Origin of the sequence: Pseudoalteromonas sp. AS84, from assembly GCF_038900255.1 — a bacterium.
Taxonomy (GTDB): Bacteria; Pseudomonadota; Gammaproteobacteria; order Enterobacterales; family Alteromonadaceae; genus Pseudoalteromonas.
The window spans coordinates 1-14,615 of sequence record NZ_JBBMQY010000037.1 but is presented as its reverse complement, the minus strand read 5'-3'; the positions used below and the strand labels follow the sequence as shown (position 1 = coordinate 14,615).

19 protein-coding genes are annotated in these 14,615 nt (G+C 37.6%); 13 read left to right on the top strand and 6 right to left on the bottom strand.

Annotated elements, in window-relative coordinates; genetic code table 11:
* Positions 1–321: 321 nt before the first annotated feature.
* The 7 genes from WNY79_RS20485 to WNY79_RS20455 are packed head-to-tail and all read left to right on the top strand — an operon-like array spanning position 322 to position 3,461.
* Positions 322–987, top strand: coding sequence for a Bax inhibitor-1/YccA family protein (locus WNY79_RS20485; RefSeq protein WP_007580214.1), 666 nt, complete (start codon positions 322–324; stop codon positions 985–987).
* A gap of 55 nt (positions 988–1,042) precedes the next feature.
* Positions 1,043–1,396 carry a sulfurtransferase complex subunit TusD gene (tusD, locus tag WNY79_RS20480; protein ID WP_197185761.1) on the top strand — a complete coding sequence of 118 codons (354 nt, stop codon included), beginning with the start codon at positions 1,043–1,045 and terminating at the stop codon, positions 1,394–1,396.
* The gene (gene tusC / locus WNY79_RS20475; protein WP_024600506.1) at positions 1,393–1,749 is read left to right on the top strand and encodes a sulfurtransferase complex subunit TusC; all 357 of its coding nucleotides are present in this window, start codon (positions 1,393–1,395) and stop codon (positions 1,747–1,749) included. The genes tusD and tusC overlap by 4 nt, the downstream gene beginning before the upstream one ends.
* Positions 1,746–2,012, top strand: coding sequence for a DsrH/TusB family sulfur metabolism protein (locus WNY79_RS20470; protein ID WP_007580209.1), 267 nt, complete (start codon positions 1,746–1,748; stop codon positions 2,010–2,012). The genes tusC and WNY79_RS20470 overlap by 4 nt, the downstream gene beginning before the upstream one ends.
* A gap of 3 nt (positions 2,013–2,015) precedes the next feature.
* Positions 2,016–2,345, top strand: a complete 330-nt coding sequence (locus WNY79_RS20465; protein WP_007580207.1) for a TusE/DsrC/DsvC family sulfur relay protein — start codon at positions 2,016–2,018, stop codon at positions 2,343–2,345.
* Positions 2,345–3,031, top strand: coding sequence for a pseudouridine synthase (locus WNY79_RS20460; RefSeq protein WP_342876758.1), 687 nt, complete (start codon positions 2,345–2,347; stop codon positions 3,029–3,031). The genes WNY79_RS20465 and WNY79_RS20460 overlap by 1 nt, the downstream gene beginning before the upstream one ends.
* Positions 3,024–3,461, top strand: coding sequence for an NUDIX hydrolase (locus WNY79_RS20455; protein WP_197185763.1), 438 nt, complete (start codon positions 3,024–3,026; stop codon positions 3,459–3,461). Before WNY79_RS20460 ends, WNY79_RS20455 begins: the two co-directional genes overlap by 8 nt.
* A gap of 45 nt (positions 3,462–3,506) precedes the next feature.
* On the opposite strand, the gene WNY79_RS20450 is transcribed toward WNY79_RS20455, so the two are convergent.
* On the bottom strand, positions 3,507–4,778 hold the full coding sequence (locus WNY79_RS20450) for a sensor domain-containing diguanylate cyclase (protein ID WP_342876757.1): 1,272 nt from the start codon (positions 4,776–4,778) through the stop codon (positions 3,507–3,509).
* Between the two features lie 360 nt (positions 4,779–5,138).
* On the opposite strand from WNY79_RS20450, the gene mnmA reads away from it, so the two are divergent.
* From mnmA to WNY79_RS20425, 5 genes are all read left to right on the top strand, one after another.
* Positions 5,139–6,239, top strand: coding sequence for a tRNA 2-thiouridine(34) synthase MnmA (gene mnmA, locus WNY79_RS20445; protein WP_007375708.1), 1,101 nt, complete (start codon positions 5,139–5,141; stop codon positions 6,237–6,239).
* Positions 6,239–6,841, top strand: coding sequence for a high frequency lysogenization protein HflD (gene hflD / locus WNY79_RS20440; protein WP_024597927.1), 603 nt, complete (start codon positions 6,239–6,241; stop codon positions 6,839–6,841). Before mnmA ends, hflD begins: the two co-directional genes overlap by 1 nt.
* 31 nt (positions 6,842–6,872) lie before the next feature.
* A complete protein-coding gene (gene purB, locus WNY79_RS20435; protein WP_024597928.1) occupies positions 6,873–8,243 on the top strand; it encodes an adenylosuccinate lyase in 1,371 nt (456 codons plus the stop codon).
* Between the two features lie 87 nt (positions 8,244–8,330).
* A complete protein-coding gene (locus WNY79_RS20430) occupies positions 8,331–9,488 on the top strand; it encodes a cupin domain-containing protein (RefSeq protein ID WP_342876756.1) in 1,158 nt (385 codons plus the stop codon).
* A gap of 153 nt (positions 9,489–9,641) precedes the next feature.
* Complete coding sequence (locus tag WNY79_RS20425) at positions 9,642–10,100, top strand: GNAT family N-acetyltransferase (RefSeq protein ID WP_342876755.1); 459 nt, start codon at positions 9,642–9,644, stop codon at positions 10,098–10,100.
* A 72-nt stretch (positions 10,101–10,172) separates the two neighbouring features.
* Here the strand turns inward: WNY79_RS20425 and WNY79_RS20420 are convergent, their stop codons facing one another.
* The 3 genes from WNY79_RS20420 to WNY79_RS20410 all read right to left on the bottom strand — a co-directional run bounded on the left by WNY79_RS20420 (position 10,173) and on the right by WNY79_RS20410 (position 12,728).
* A complete protein-coding gene (locus WNY79_RS20420; protein WP_024597931.1) occupies positions 10,173–10,619 on the bottom strand; it encodes a DUF4826 family protein in 447 nt (148 codons plus the stop codon).
* Positions 10,620–10,737: 118 nt separating this feature from the next.
* On the bottom strand, positions 10,738–12,141 hold the full coding sequence (locus WNY79_RS20415) for a M28 family metallopeptidase (RefSeq protein ID WP_197120925.1): 1,404 nt from the start codon (positions 12,139–12,141) through the stop codon (positions 10,738–10,740).
* Between the two features lie 173 nt (positions 12,142–12,314).
* Positions 12,315–12,728 carry a hypothetical protein gene (locus WNY79_RS20410; protein WP_170070814.1) on the bottom strand — a complete coding sequence of 138 codons (414 nt, stop codon included), beginning with the start codon at positions 12,726–12,728 and terminating at the stop codon, positions 12,315–12,317.
* Between the two features lie 149 nt (positions 12,729–12,877).
* Here WNY79_RS20410 and WNY79_RS20405 point away from each other — a divergent pair, with 149 nt between their 5' ends.
* Positions 12,878–13,675, top strand: a complete 798-nt coding sequence (locus WNY79_RS20405) for a hypothetical protein (protein ID WP_197120923.1) — start codon at positions 12,878–12,880, stop codon at positions 13,673–13,675.
* A 6-nt stretch (positions 13,676–13,681) separates the two neighbouring features.
* Here WNY79_RS20405 and WNY79_RS20400 read toward each other — a convergent pair whose 3' ends face one another.
* Positions 13,682–14,086, bottom strand: a complete 405-nt coding sequence (locus WNY79_RS20400; RefSeq protein ID WP_342876754.1) for a GFA family protein — start codon at positions 14,084–14,086, stop codon at positions 13,682–13,684.
* A gap of 309 nt (positions 14,087–14,395) precedes the next feature.
* A partial coding sequence (locus WNY79_RS20395) for a hypothetical protein (protein ID WP_342876753.1) occupies positions 14,396–14,615 on the bottom strand: 220 nt, incomplete at its 5' end.

Genomic DNA, 14,615 nt, shown 5'->3' with positions numbered 1-14,615 from the left:
AACCCTAGATGGGCTATAAACCCATGCCGGTTTTCAAGACCGGTGCATTCGACCACTCTGCCATCTCTCCGCACGGCCTGCATAATAGGGAAACCCATCCCTTTTGTGAAGCTTTTTTTTTAATTAATTGTTTAAGTGCTTAAAAAACAATTAATTTGTTTAAAGTTAGAACAAAGTGTTTTTAATTTAGCCGTCAATACTCTTTTATTTAAATATTTAACTCTATTGATCTACAAAGGTTTGCCCAAACATATAAGAGTTGGTAATCTAATTTTAGTTAAATTATCGAAACACACACGTTTCACTTAAAGGAGCTCTACAATGGCGTTTAATCAATCGTACAATACCGCGAAACCGGTAATGTCTACCATTGAAACAAACAAGGTACTTAAAAACACCTACTTTTTACTAGCTATGACACTTGCATTTAGTGCAGTTACAGCCGGTATTTCAATGGCACTACAATTACCTTACTTTATGGGAATTGTGTTTACACTTGTTTCGTTCGGTTTATTATTTGTTGTAAATAAAAAAGCAGATACAGCATCTGGTGTATTTTGGGTGTTTGCTTTCACAGGCTTAATGGGGGCAGGCTTAGGTCCATTGCTCAACCATTATGCTGCAATGCCTAATGGTCCAATGCTTATTATGCAAGCGTTGGGTTCTACGGCGCTTATCTTTTTTGGTTTATCTGCTTATGCACTAAACACTAAAAAAGACTTCTCATTCATGGGTGGCTTTTTAACGGTTGGCTTAATCGTTGTGATTGTAGCTAGCATTGTTAATATTTTTGTTGGCAGTTCACTTATGTTTATGGTGCTTAATGCTGCAGTTGTATTGATCATGTCTGGTTTAATTTTATTTGATACTAGTCGAATCATTAACGGCGGCGAAACTAACTACATTCGCGCAACAGTATCTTTATACCTAAGCGTATATAACTTATTTACGTCTTTACTTGCTCTACTTGGCGCAAGTGATGACTAATTAAATAGTTCTGTTAAAATAGCCCCTTAATTGGGGCTTTTTTATTGGAATTGTTTTGTCACGTTTTGTTCTTTCATTACATACACCACCATCCGATCACGATACAACGCAACGCATTGTTAAGTTTGCGAATGCATGTTTAGCTCAAGGGCACACCATTGATGCTATTTTTTTATACCAGCAAGGTATTTATCATGCATCTACCCACTTTGATTTATCCTCAGACGAACTTCAAATACCAGCACTTTGGCAGCAACTCGCCGATCAAAAACTAAATTTAATGCTGTGTGTTACCGCCGCTGAAAAACGCGGGTTAGATATTAAAAACACAGGTGTATTTGCAGTCGCAGGGTTAGCTGAATTTGCAATGCTTGCAAGCGACGCTGATAAATGGGTGCAATTTAAATGATCAACGTATTAGTAATGAGTCAGTGCAGCCCATTTGACGATTTAAATATTCGTGATGCACTTGATATGACATTGATATTTGCGGCCGTTGACCAAAATGTGAGTTGGTTGTTTAGCGGCCCCGCCGTTTTGGCTTTAAAAAAGCATCAACAACCAAACGATATTGGCTTAAAAGATTTTTTTAAAAACATTAAAACACTCGAAATCTATGATGTTGAAAACATCTACGTGTGTGAAAAGTCATTGCTTGATTATGGTTTAAATAAACATGATTTACTCATAGAGGCAAAAGCACTCAACTTTAGCCAACAACAAACATTAATTAAAGCGCAGCAACATGTGGTGAATTTATGAGTACATTACATATTTTTTCTAAGCCGCTTAACTATTATTCGGCAAATCAGCTAGAAAACTTAATTTTATCAGACGATAACGTGCTACTTGTTGGTGATGCCTGCTTTGCAAAAAAACAATTTAGGCAATTTGCAGATACACTATTAATACTTGAACAAGACGCGCAAGTACGTGCAATAAAATTAACAGATAACGATAAAGCCATTAGCTATGAAGACTTTGTAGCACTCACTTTATCAACTAATCAATCAATTACGTGGTAACTCATGCTTGAATTTAACAACCAACAGATTGAAACCGACAAACAAGGTTACTTGCTTGACCATACTTTGTGGTCAAAGGAGCTTGCACCTGTAATTGCTATCCAAGAAAACATTACCCTTAGTGTTCAACACTGGGAAGTCATTAACTTTGTTCGTGATTTTTATATTGAATATAACACCAGTCCAGCCATTAGAATGCTTGTAAAAGCAATGGCTAAAGCGCTCGGTGAAGACAAAGGTAATAGCCTTTATTTATATAAATTATTTCCTAAAGGCCCAGCCAAGCAAGCAACAAAAATTGCCGGATTACCAAAACCAGCTAGGTGCATATAATGAGATCTAAACCAGGCAATAATCAAGTAACTGAATCCAAGCCAAAAAGAAGTACAGGGCGTACTTATTCACGCAGTGCACTTAACAAAACGCCTTCAGGTAAAAGAGAGATAAAGCCGCAAATAGCATCTAAAGACAGAAAAATTGTGTTATTCAATAAACCATTTGATGTGCTATGCCAATTTACAGATGACGCAGACAGAAAAACGCTTGCTGAGTTTATCCCTATTAAAGAAGTTTACGCAGCGGGTAGATTAGATAGAGACAGTGAAGGTTTATTGCTTTTAACAAACTGTGGAAAATTGCAAAACACATTAACTGCACCTAATAAAAAAACGAATAAAACATACTGGGCACAAGTTGAAGGTGAACCAACGAGTGAATCAATTAATGATTTATGTAATGGCGTAGAACTTAAAGACGGACTTACACTCCCCGCTAACGTTAAAATAATTGATGAACCTACAATTTGGACTCGTAATCCCCCTGTACGCGAGCGAAAAGCAATCCCTACCACTTGGCTAAGTATTACAATTAATGAAGGTAAAAACAGACAAGTTCGTCGAATGACCGCGCATATTGGCCACCCTACACTTCGTCTTATTCGCTACAGTATCGGAAACTATACGTTGGATGATATTAATTGTGGTGAATACAAAGTAATTAAAGGTGCATTTGATGCATAAACCGCATGTAACCGTTGCGGCAATAGTAAAAAAGCAAAATGAGTTTTTACTTGTCAAAGAGCGCGATAAATTTACACAGCAGGTTTGTTACAATCAACCTGCTGGTCATTTAGAACAAAACGAAACTCTTGCACAAGCCGCAAGCAGAGAGCTACTTGAAGAAACAGGCTTAGCGCTTGAGCCAGTCGGCTTTTTAGGTGTGTATAATTTGCATGCCGAAAATGGAGTGCACTATTTGCGATTCTGCTTCTTATTTGAAGCGCCTGATAATATAAACGCGCCAACGCCAATAGATACCGACATTATCAGCGCTAACTGGTACACATTAGAGCAAATAAAATCACTCTCCCTTAGAAGCCCTTTAGTATTGAAGTGTATTAACGACAGCCTGAATCGACCAGTATTGAGCCTAGAAACTATTTACAATTAGCTATATTGGGGAGTAGAGTAAATAAGATAATTAACTCTATTTTATTTACTCTGAGCTTAGCGCTATACAATTACGCCCTTGTTTTTTAGCATAGTATAGGGCGTTATCAGCGGCTTTAACAAAGCTAATCTCGTCACTATTTGTATAGTCACTAATGGTATTAATACCCATACTTATAGATAAAAATCCGGTAAAGCTATCCTGGTGCGCAATAGCTAAGTTTTCTACAGCTTTTTGTATTTGCTCAGCTATAAACAACGCCCCTTGCCTATCGGTTTGAGGTAATAAAACAACAAATTCCTCCCCCCCATAGCGAGCCACAAAATCTTCTGGGCGACTAACCGTTGAAGCAATTGTTTGAGCAACATCATATAAACACGTATCGCCAGCCACATGCCCATACCGGTCATTAAATTGTTTAAAATGATCAATATCGATGATAATCATCGACAGCATGCCCTCGCATTCTTTTGCTCGTTCATACTCATGCGTTAGTTTTTCATCAAACCGGCGCCTATTTGCAATTTTGGTTAATGCATCCAAAAAGGCCATATCTCTAAGTATATCCTCCGCTTCTAAACGTTCTGTTGCATCATTAAAAACAGCCAAAAACTCTTCACCTATATCAATCCCTGATATCTCCATCATCACTTGTGTTCCATCACGACAAGACACTCGATAATTATTTGCGGGTATATCGTTATTATTATTTAGTGCCTTTTCAAGTGAGTCTTGCCACAGCTCTTTTGCAAGTGCTCTGTATTGTGGATCTGGATACGCTTTCTCCCACCACGATTTAAGATTAGGTACATCCTCTACCGTATAACCAAAAACATCTACAAAGCGTTGATTAACTTTCAAAATATCACCCGTTTTGGTACACACATTACATACCGGCATTGGCAAAACGGTAAATAACCTAGCGTAGTGACTTATCTCATGTTTGCGCATAGGGTTGAGCGTACTTTGAGGTAAGTAACTCATTGGCATATCACTTTTTTCTATACTAAGCTTTACGTCCATTTCTAAAGCAAAATACCATTCAAGCCACCAGTGCTCTACATGCTCAAGCACCTTTAGCTCAATGTTCTTTTTAGCGGTTGAGCCCTTAATTAAACTAAATAATTCATGAACATGATTTGGTTCTTGGAAAATGTGAGGGTTTTTGAGTTTTATTAACTCATAAAAAAGGTGATAGGCTGACTTTTTAAACTCTGTCGTTTTACTGGAGAGTAATTCACTATCCACAAAATCAGATTCGTTTGTATAGTGTTCAACTAAAGAGTTTATCTTGTTAATTTGATAGGCGTAATTCATATATTCATTCCATTGACTATATATTAAGCGATTTTAAGTGGTTTACATTCATATACTCACCACTATTTTTATTTTGTTAAGTGTATATTTACTCTAGTAGTTTTAAAAGAAAATACTATTAATAAAACTTAATAACTACATGAATTATTCTATAGTCTTAATTTATTAGTAAAGATCACTTTAATATTACTAAAGTTACAGCCTAATAACGCGCTTAAGTCTAGTTTGCTATTTGTTATATAAATAAAATACTGACTAATTCCCCTCTTTGCGTCCTTAGTCTCTTTAAGCACAAACAAAATACATGCTATAATCGCGGCCTTTCCAAGTTAACAGCAATCTGTATAAGCGAAATTATTCATGAGCGAAAATAGTCACATTAAAGTCATTGTTGGCATGTCCGGCGGTGTTGATTCTTCTGTATCTGCATATTTATTACAACAACAGGGCTACCAAGTAGAAGGCCTGTTTATGAAGAACTGGGAAGAAGACGACAATGATGAATACTGTGCTGCCGCTGATGATTTAAAAGATGCGCAAGCAGTGTGCGACAAATTAGGCATTGAGCTTCACACAGTTAACTTTGCAGCAGAATATTGGGACAATGTATTTGAGTACTTTTTAGCAGAGTACAAAGCAGGTCGTACACCTAACCCAGATATAATGTGTAACAAAGAAATTAAATTTAAAGCCTTTTTAGAATTTGCTGCGCAAGCACTCGGTGCTGACTTTATTGCAACGGGACACTATGTTCGCCGTGAGCTTCGCGATGACAAATACGTAATGTGTCGCGGACTTGATAACAATAAAGATCAAAGCTATTTCTTATATACTCTAAGCCATGAACATATTGGCCAAACGTTATTCCCTGTAGGCGATATCGAAAAACCAGAAGTACGCCGCATAGCAGAAGAACAAGACCTAATCACTCACGATAAAAAAGACAGCACAGGTATCTGCTTTATTGGTGAGCGTAAATTTAAAGACTTTTTACAAAAGTTCTTACCAGCACAACCTGGCGTTATCGAAGACACAGACGGTAACAACGTAGGCGAGCACGAAGGCTTAATGTACCACACACTTGGACAACGCAAAGGCTTGTTAATTGGTGGTATGAAGGAAGGTTCTGGTGAGCCTTGGTACGTAGTAGATAAAGACCTTGAGCGAAATGTACTTATTGTGGGGCAAGGTAAAGATCACCCTCGCCTATACAGCAACGGTCTTAACGCAAACCAACTTCACTGGGTAGACCGTATTGGCCCTAAAGGCACCACTCGCTGCACAGTAAAAACGCGTTACCGCCAAGAAGACTTAAGCTGCACCCTACTTGTAGGTGAAGACGGCATGGCCCGCGTATTGTTCGACGAGCCACAAAAAGCAGTTACACCTGGTCAATCTGCCGTATTTTACGCAGAAGATGTGTGTTTAGGTGGTGGTATTATTGACTCGGTGATTAAGTAATGAATGAACACCAAGTCATGGCGCTTGCCGCCATGTGCCAGGCTGCTAAACAAGTTCAAAAAATTGCCCAGTACGGCAACAATAACGAACATGATTTAGAAATCTTACTTTCAAGCATTATTCAAACATCTCCGGCATCGCCAGAAGATGTTTACCAAGGTACTGACAACTTACGTGATGGCTATAAAACATTAATGGCGCAGCTTACTGCTGGCGCTCAAAAAGATGTTGAAATAGTAAAGTACGTAGGTGGTTTAATGCAGCTTGAGCGAGCACTCAGTGCTAACGAAAAAAGCTTAAACGAATTAGGTAAACGCATTGATGATATCCATCGTCGTTTAGACCACTTTGCTATTACCGATGAGAGTGTTGTTGCCGGTTTAGCAGATATTTACTCGTCGGTGCTGAGCCCCCTTGGGCACCGAATACAGGTTTATGGTAAACCCGAGTTATTAAAACAGCAGCTCACTCAAAATAAAATCCGTGCATTATTATTAGCCGGCATTAGAAGTGCAGTATTATGGCGACAAATGGGCGGTAAACGCCGTCACTTTTTCTTTGCAAAAAGAAAAATACTCGCCATTGCTAAAACAAAAATTTAACTATCGTTCAAACTAAAATTTAGGAGTTATTATGGAGCTTTCAGCGTTAACGGCTATCTCTCCAGTGGATGGTCGCTACGGCAGCAAAACCACTGAACTACGCAGTATTTTCAGCGAATTTGGCTTAATCAAATACCGCGTAATTGTTGAAGTGCGTTGGTTGCAAGCGTTAGCTGCAGCAAGCGATATTAAAGAAGTACCTGCATTTAGCGAACAAGCTAATGCACTTCTAAACGCCATTGTAGATAACTTCAGTGAAGCTGATGCACAGCGCGTTAAAGATATAGAACGCACTACAAATCACGATGTTAAAGCTGTTGAATACCTACTAAAAGAAAAAGTAGCCGATAACAGTGAGCTCCATGCAATAAACGAATTTATTCACTTTGCTTGTACTTCAGAAGATATTAATAATCTATCTCATGGTTTGATGCTAAGCGAAGCACGTAAAAATGTTTTACTTCCTTATTGCGACGAACTTTTAAGTGCAATTAAAGCTAAAGCAATTGAATACAAAACAATCCCAATGATGACTCGTACGCACGGACAACCTGCTACACCATCAACTATGGGTAAAGAGTTTGCTAACGTATACATGCGTTTAAAGCGTCAACGTGACCAAATTGCACAAGTAGAAATGCTAGGTAAAGTTAATGGTGCTGTTGGTAACTACAACGCTCACCTTAGCGCATACCCAGATTACGACTGGCACACACATGCAGATAAATTTGTATCAAGTTTAGGTTTAACACTAAACCCATTTACTACACAAATTGAACCGCATGACTATATTGCAGAGTTATTTGACGCAATTGCACGTTTCAACACTATATTATTAGATTTTGACCGTGACATGTGGGGTTACATTGCCCTTAATCACTTTAAGCAAAAAACAATTGCTGGCGAAATTGGCTCATCAACAATGCCACATAAAGTTAACCCAATTGATTTTGAAAACTCAGAAGGTAACTTAGGCTTAGCAAATGCCATTTTTTCTCATCTTGCACAAAAATTACCAGTTTCTCGCTGGCAGCGTGATCTTACTGATTCAACAGTATTACGTAACCTAGGTGTTGGTATGGGTTATGCAATTATTGCATACCAATCAACACTTAAAGGTGTAAGCAAGCTAGAAGTAAACGAGCAACGTTTAGCTGACGAGCTTGATCAAAACTGGGAATTGCTAGCTGAGCCGATTCAAACGGTTATGCGTAAGTATGGCATTGAAAAGCCATACGAAAAACTCAAAGATTTAACACGCGGTAAACGTGTAAATCAAGAAATTATGGCTGACTTCATCGATGGTTTAGACCTTCCAGAGCACGCTAAAGTAGAAATGAAGAAATTAACGCCTGCCAACTACATTGGCCGCGCTGTTGAGTTTATTGATGATTTAGTTTAAAACTAAATTGCTCTTTTAAAAAGCGAAAGGATCATCCTTTCGCTTTTTTTGTTTTAACCCCATTGCACTAACTAGTAGGCATAATGTATGTACCAATTAAAAATAAATAATTTGTCTGAGCAAGAGTTTTTAAGCCATTTTTGGCAAAAAAAGCCGCTTTTAATCAAACAAGGTTTTGCTGATTTTCAAGACCCGCTTGATGCTAATGAACTTGCCGGCCTAGCAATGGAAGAAAGCATAGAGTCGCGTATTATCACCAATCATAAAAATGATTGGCAAACACACCAAGGTCCATTTGAAGACTTTGAGCAGTTAACTGACGATCACTCTACTTTACTCGTGCAAGCAGTTGATCACTGGCATAGCGATGCTGCACAACTACTAGAACCTTTTAGGTTTATTCCCAACTGGCGCATAGACGATTTAATGATCAGCTATTCAACGCCTAACGGTGGTGTTGGTCCACATTTAGACCAATACGACGTATTTATTATTCAAGGTGAAGGCAAACGTCATTGGCGTGTAGGCTTACCCGATCCAACACTTAAGCAGTTTGCTCAAAACAAAAAACTACTTCAGGTTGAAGCATTTGAAGCCGTAATAGATTGCATTTTAGAACCTGGCGATATTTTGTATATTCCACCAGGGTGCCCTCACGAAGGTTACGCTGTAGAAAACGCACTAAATTATTCAGTTGGTTTTAGAGCCCCAAATCAACAAGATTTATTGTCGAGCTTTGCCGATCATATTATTGATACCGAAAGCGGACAAAAACGTTATACCGATCACAACATCACAGTAAGAAAGTCGAAAGGTGAACTTACAAACCTTGAAGTTGATAAAGTTAAAACACTGATGGCGGCACTTTTAGAAAATGACGATTTATTTAAACAATGGTTAGGCTCAACGCTTAGTCAGCCCAAACATGAAATGGATTTAGCACCAGTAGAACCTCCATTTACATCAGAGCAAATAAGCGATGATTTAAGTGATGAAGAAACTGTGTTTGAGCGTTTAGGTGGTACGCGTGCTATTTACCAGCAGCTCGATACCGAAGTGCTATTAAGTGTTAACGGTGAAAATTACGCTATGCCATTAACTGACTTAGCGGCGGTAAAACTACTTACCGATAATACTGAGTTTGAAAGTTCAGCATTAAACTTAACAAACCCAAGTTTAGTATTTACTCAAACCTTTACTACACTTGTTAATGAGGGGATCTGGTTTAATATAGACCAAGAATAATAATACCAATTTTATTAGTAATGATGAGCATTTTGCGGCGTAAAATATTATGTATACAGGTTAGTTAAAAATTTTAATTTTACCTGATATTGGCTTAAATAATTTTGCTGCGATTGCTTACTCATTTTAATTTGGTATCAATAGGAGTTTGCAATGGGCTATCTGGTTGATGAGGTTGAATGGGATATAAAAAAAGATATGTTACAAAAAATTCGAGAGCGAGTTTTTGTTTACGAGTTACATATCCCCAAGCACATCGAATTCGATAGCCTAGATAAAATTGCATTACATGTACTTGTCACAGACGATGCAAACTGCCCTATTGCAACAGGTAGATTATGTACAGATGGCTTAATCGGCAGAATAGCTGTATTACCCGAGCATCGTAACCGCAAGGTATATAAATCACTTCTCAATTTTATTGTTGAATTAGCGTCAAACCAAGGTATAGAAGAAGTAAGCATTAATTGTATTTTAAATGAGGTAGAGCGTTTTAAGCGAAATGGCTTTATTCAACAAGGAAATGTTTTCATGGAAGCGGGAATACCTAGGCAACGCATGCAATGCCCTGTTTCAGCGTTTAAAACAACCCCCTTCACACTTGTTCATTAGATAAAGAAAAGGGCAATAAATAAACTACCGCCCTCCACATTATTATTTTAAACTAAACTTAAGTTACCTAAACTACTTTGGTTCATTAGCCCACAGTGGTTCATTATCATACATTTCGTATAAGCCATGTGCTCTATTTATAAGTAAGTTAGCAAAATCTACCTGAGTTTTATCACGCGCGCCTGTACTCATAATTTGATCCGCTTTTAATTGCCACTGCAATGAAAAATAACGCATTGCATCGCGAGCATCTGTAGCTGCACTTACCTCAGCATGATCTGTAGGTAATCGCCCTGTAACTACCCAATATGTTTTACCGTTCTGGGCTTTAAATTTCCACATTGCACAAAGTGGTGCTAAAAATCGGCTGTCTTTATCAACTACTGATTTTGGCATAATGCCTTTTTCGGCTAAATGCTTTTGCGCTGCTTGAAAACATTCCCGTTGCCACTGCATTCTTTGCTCATCAGTTATAACTTGCTCTTTTGCTGTTAACGGCTTTTTTTCTTGTTGTTCCATTTTTAATAACCTTTTACTTCTTTTTTTTACACTCTAAGGGCTTAGTAAATAAGGTGCAAGCATAAAACTCCCATTTGCACCTTAAAGCTCTCTGTTTGCTGTGTTTTTAGGCAAACTATTATTTTATATTGTGATCAAACGAACCTACATCACCCGGAAAAACGACTGGTGACTCAACACCGTCTTTACTAACAGAAGCTACACCAAAGTAATAATTATCAATTACCACATTTTCAAGTGTATATTTTGAAACATTACCCACGTATTTACTAAACTGCCATTGCGGCTCGCTCGTATAACGCCAATAAATTTTATATCCAGCAATGTTCTCGTCATCATTTTTCGCCCATGAGAAAGAAGTGTTAGCAGTAACAGCGCCCGTTATTTTAACTTCTTTTGGCGGTGCGGGTGCCCACGCCATAGACGCCATAGTTACCGCATTAAGTGAGGTTAGCTTAGCCGTATAATCAAAATCAACACCTTCAATAGTATCACCATACTCAACACCATCTTCAGTGCGTAAATCTTGATGCTGACGATCGTAGTGCTCATTAGTTTCCATAATACGCACGGCTGCAAAACCTGCGTCATTAAATGGACGATGATGCCCACCACGGCCAAATCTATCTAATCGATATACAAGCATTGTATCTAAATTAGGAATGTATCTGTCAGCAATAGTGTCTATGTAGCGAGCTAAATTACGACTCGCAGAATCAACTTCACCACCTGTAAAGCGACGAGTATTAGCTTGCTTTTTAGTTTCAACAACACGGGTACCTTCTGAAAATATGCGTGCAGTCGTGTTATCAGTTACACCATTAATACCGGTAATATTGCCAATCATATCGTTGTTTAAAACGCCATGAACTTGCCAGTTATGCTTTTGTGCATAAGCAGTTAATATTTTACCGCCAAACAAACCTTGCTCTTCGCCCGAAAGCGCCGCGTAAACTACCGAACCATTAAATTTGTATTTACTTAAAACACGAGCAGCTTCTATAACACCAGCTACACCTGATGCATTATCATTTGCGCCAGGAGAGTCGCTAGTAAAATCCATAACATCACTTACACGTGAATCTATGTCACCCGACATCATCACCATTCGATTAGGCTCGCTTGATCCGCGTTGAATAGCCACTATGTTAACCACTTCAACAGGATTAGGAATGCGTTTTTCGCCCGATATAGTGTCCTTTACTTCAATAATTTCCAGGCAACCACCACACTGTGCCGATATTTTTTCAAATTCTTTTTTTATCCAGCGCCTAGCCGCACCAATACCTCGAGTATCCGATTTAGTATCTGAAAGCGTATGACGAGTACCAAAATCCACCAGCGTTTGAATATCACTACCAATACGGGTAGCCGACACTTCACTTGCTATGTCATGTAACTTTTGTTGGTCGGTATATTGTAATTGTGTTTCACCATGTGCTGATAATGCAAGTGTGCAGGCACCTGCAATTGCAGTAAATTTAAGTAACGTAGTTGTGATTTTCAAAGGTGTTTTAAGCATCTATTAGCTCCTAATTATTATAGTGTAACCATTACCTAAGTAAGATTTTATGGCAATACATTTGAGGTAGATGCAGAAAGGAGCACGCTAAAGCGCATTTACAAGAGGTTACTAGGATAGTAAAAAGCCCACTACCTTGAATGGGTACTGGCCAAAATTTATTATGCATATTTTTAATAAGTGGTTTTAATATCAAATTCTTTTAAAAAGGCCTCATGTCCCCCTAAGCTTGCAAGCACACCAGCAGAAAACATAAATATTAATACAAATGCTAAACAGCTCAAAAATTCCGAACTATTTTCAGGATTAATATAGTAGTTAAGTAAAAAACCACTCAAGACACCTATAAAAGCAATTTTGCTAAATAAAAAATAACTTGGGATCTCAAATGCCCAAACAGAGGTGTTGTTTACAAACTGCCTATATCCATACGTCATAAAAGCCAACAGACCAATAATACCAATTGCAAAAGTAGTCACTGTAGTCAGTGCGCTCATGTTTTTATAAATAAGCACATACCCTAATCGTAAAGAATAGATAAATACTGCAAACCATGCCAAAACAGCAGGCCCTAAAATTAATCCCATTTTCAATCCTTGAATAACGTCTAACTAATTAATTGCTAATACAATATTATATTTAGAGGTTAAATTACAAACCTTGTTACACAATAATCTATTATAAAGTGTGTTTTTCATGGCACACTATCATTGTGTTTATATAAATAGTTTAAGTTATGCGCCAGCTAAAAGAAGATACAGTTAAAAGTAACCTTATTGAATCGCAGCAAAGTGCATACGGTCCCGTATGTGTGTACCAAAATAAAGAATATCGTTGGCTAACCCTTGCACAAAAGGCCAATGATGACATAACTATTCAAGGTGTAATGAACCTAACACACCCTGAGCAAGTAATCGTACCTGTAAACCAGTGCATGCTGCTGTTTTTACTTAAACCGGTAGATACACTAAACATATTAAATCTAGGTTTAGGCACTGCAGGGTTTGAGCGAATTATGTATCACTTGCAAAGTAGTACGCCTTACATAAAGACTATAAATACATTTAAGACGGTAGAAATAAACCCAAGCATTGCTTTAATTGCTGCTCAGCACTTTAAGTTACCAATTAAGCACAGCAGCTATTTACAATGCGCCGAGCAATATATTTCGCAATGCTCTGATCACTTTAACGTGATCACTATCGATATTTTTAGTGGTGAATATCACCAGCCTTTTTTAACCAGCGATAGCTTTTGGCAAAACATAAACCGCTGTAGTGAGCCAAGTACTCAAGTAATCATTAATTTAAACCCGCAAACTGGCAAAGAGCTGCAAATGCTTTTAGTACTTTTAAGGCAACATTTTAAGTGCTTAGCGATAATAGAGTTTAACGAATACAAAAATATAGTAATCATACTAAGCCAGCAAACATTAATGCACATAAACGTTGATGAAATACAAAACTCACCTGTTTTTATAAATTTTGCGCCAAACCTTTATAAAAGTATTAACAGTATTTACCACATTGAATAAAATGCGTTACCGCCCAGGTTCATGTTTTTCATAGCACGGTAAGCTTGTTTCTAGCTGCTCCCAGTTAGCTTTAGACGTAACAAAATTATGCGATAAAACCTGCTCAGTAATATCGCTATCGAATATTCCTAAACGAATTCGTATTCTGCTTTTGTCATCATTATTGCTACTGTAAACTGGCGAGCCGCAACATTTACAAAAGTAACGAGTGCGCCCTGGTTTAAAACTAAATTCACTCAGCTGCTCTTGTCCTTTAGTTATTATAAAGTCATCTGTATTTACAAAGCCATTGGTTGCAAATGCAGTCCCGCTGTTTTTTCTGCACAGTGAACAATGACAATGAATAATGCTGGTTATACTACCCGACACTTCAACCCTTACTTCACCGCACAAACACGAACCCGTATACATATAACATCCTAACTATTAAATTATTTTAAACTCAGCTGAAATTTGCTGAGTTGATTTAATGGATAAGTTTACTGGTTAATTTTTTGAATGGAATAATAATTTTTATATCTTCGCAGTTCCCACGCCATTACGTATTGCTTTAATGATTGACATAAAAACATTAAATTGGTTACATAACCCTCAATAAAAACTATAGCCAAAATTTAAATTGGTTAACCAAATATCAATAATATTACGAGAGCCAATTATGTCTTCCAAACACATTTTAATTCTATGTTTGTTTAGCATGCTATCAGCATGTTCAACCATTCAAAAAAGCACGTCAAGCGATTGGCTACTTATTGATGATTTTGAAAATTCACTTAGCAAGTGGCAGAGTGTCGATACGCAAAATGAAACTAAACCACAGGTTAAAAATCCACAAATAACAGTTATACAACCAGAACAAGCAACTACATCTACATCTACATCTACATCTACATCTACATCTACATCTACATCTACATCTACATCTACATCTACATCTACA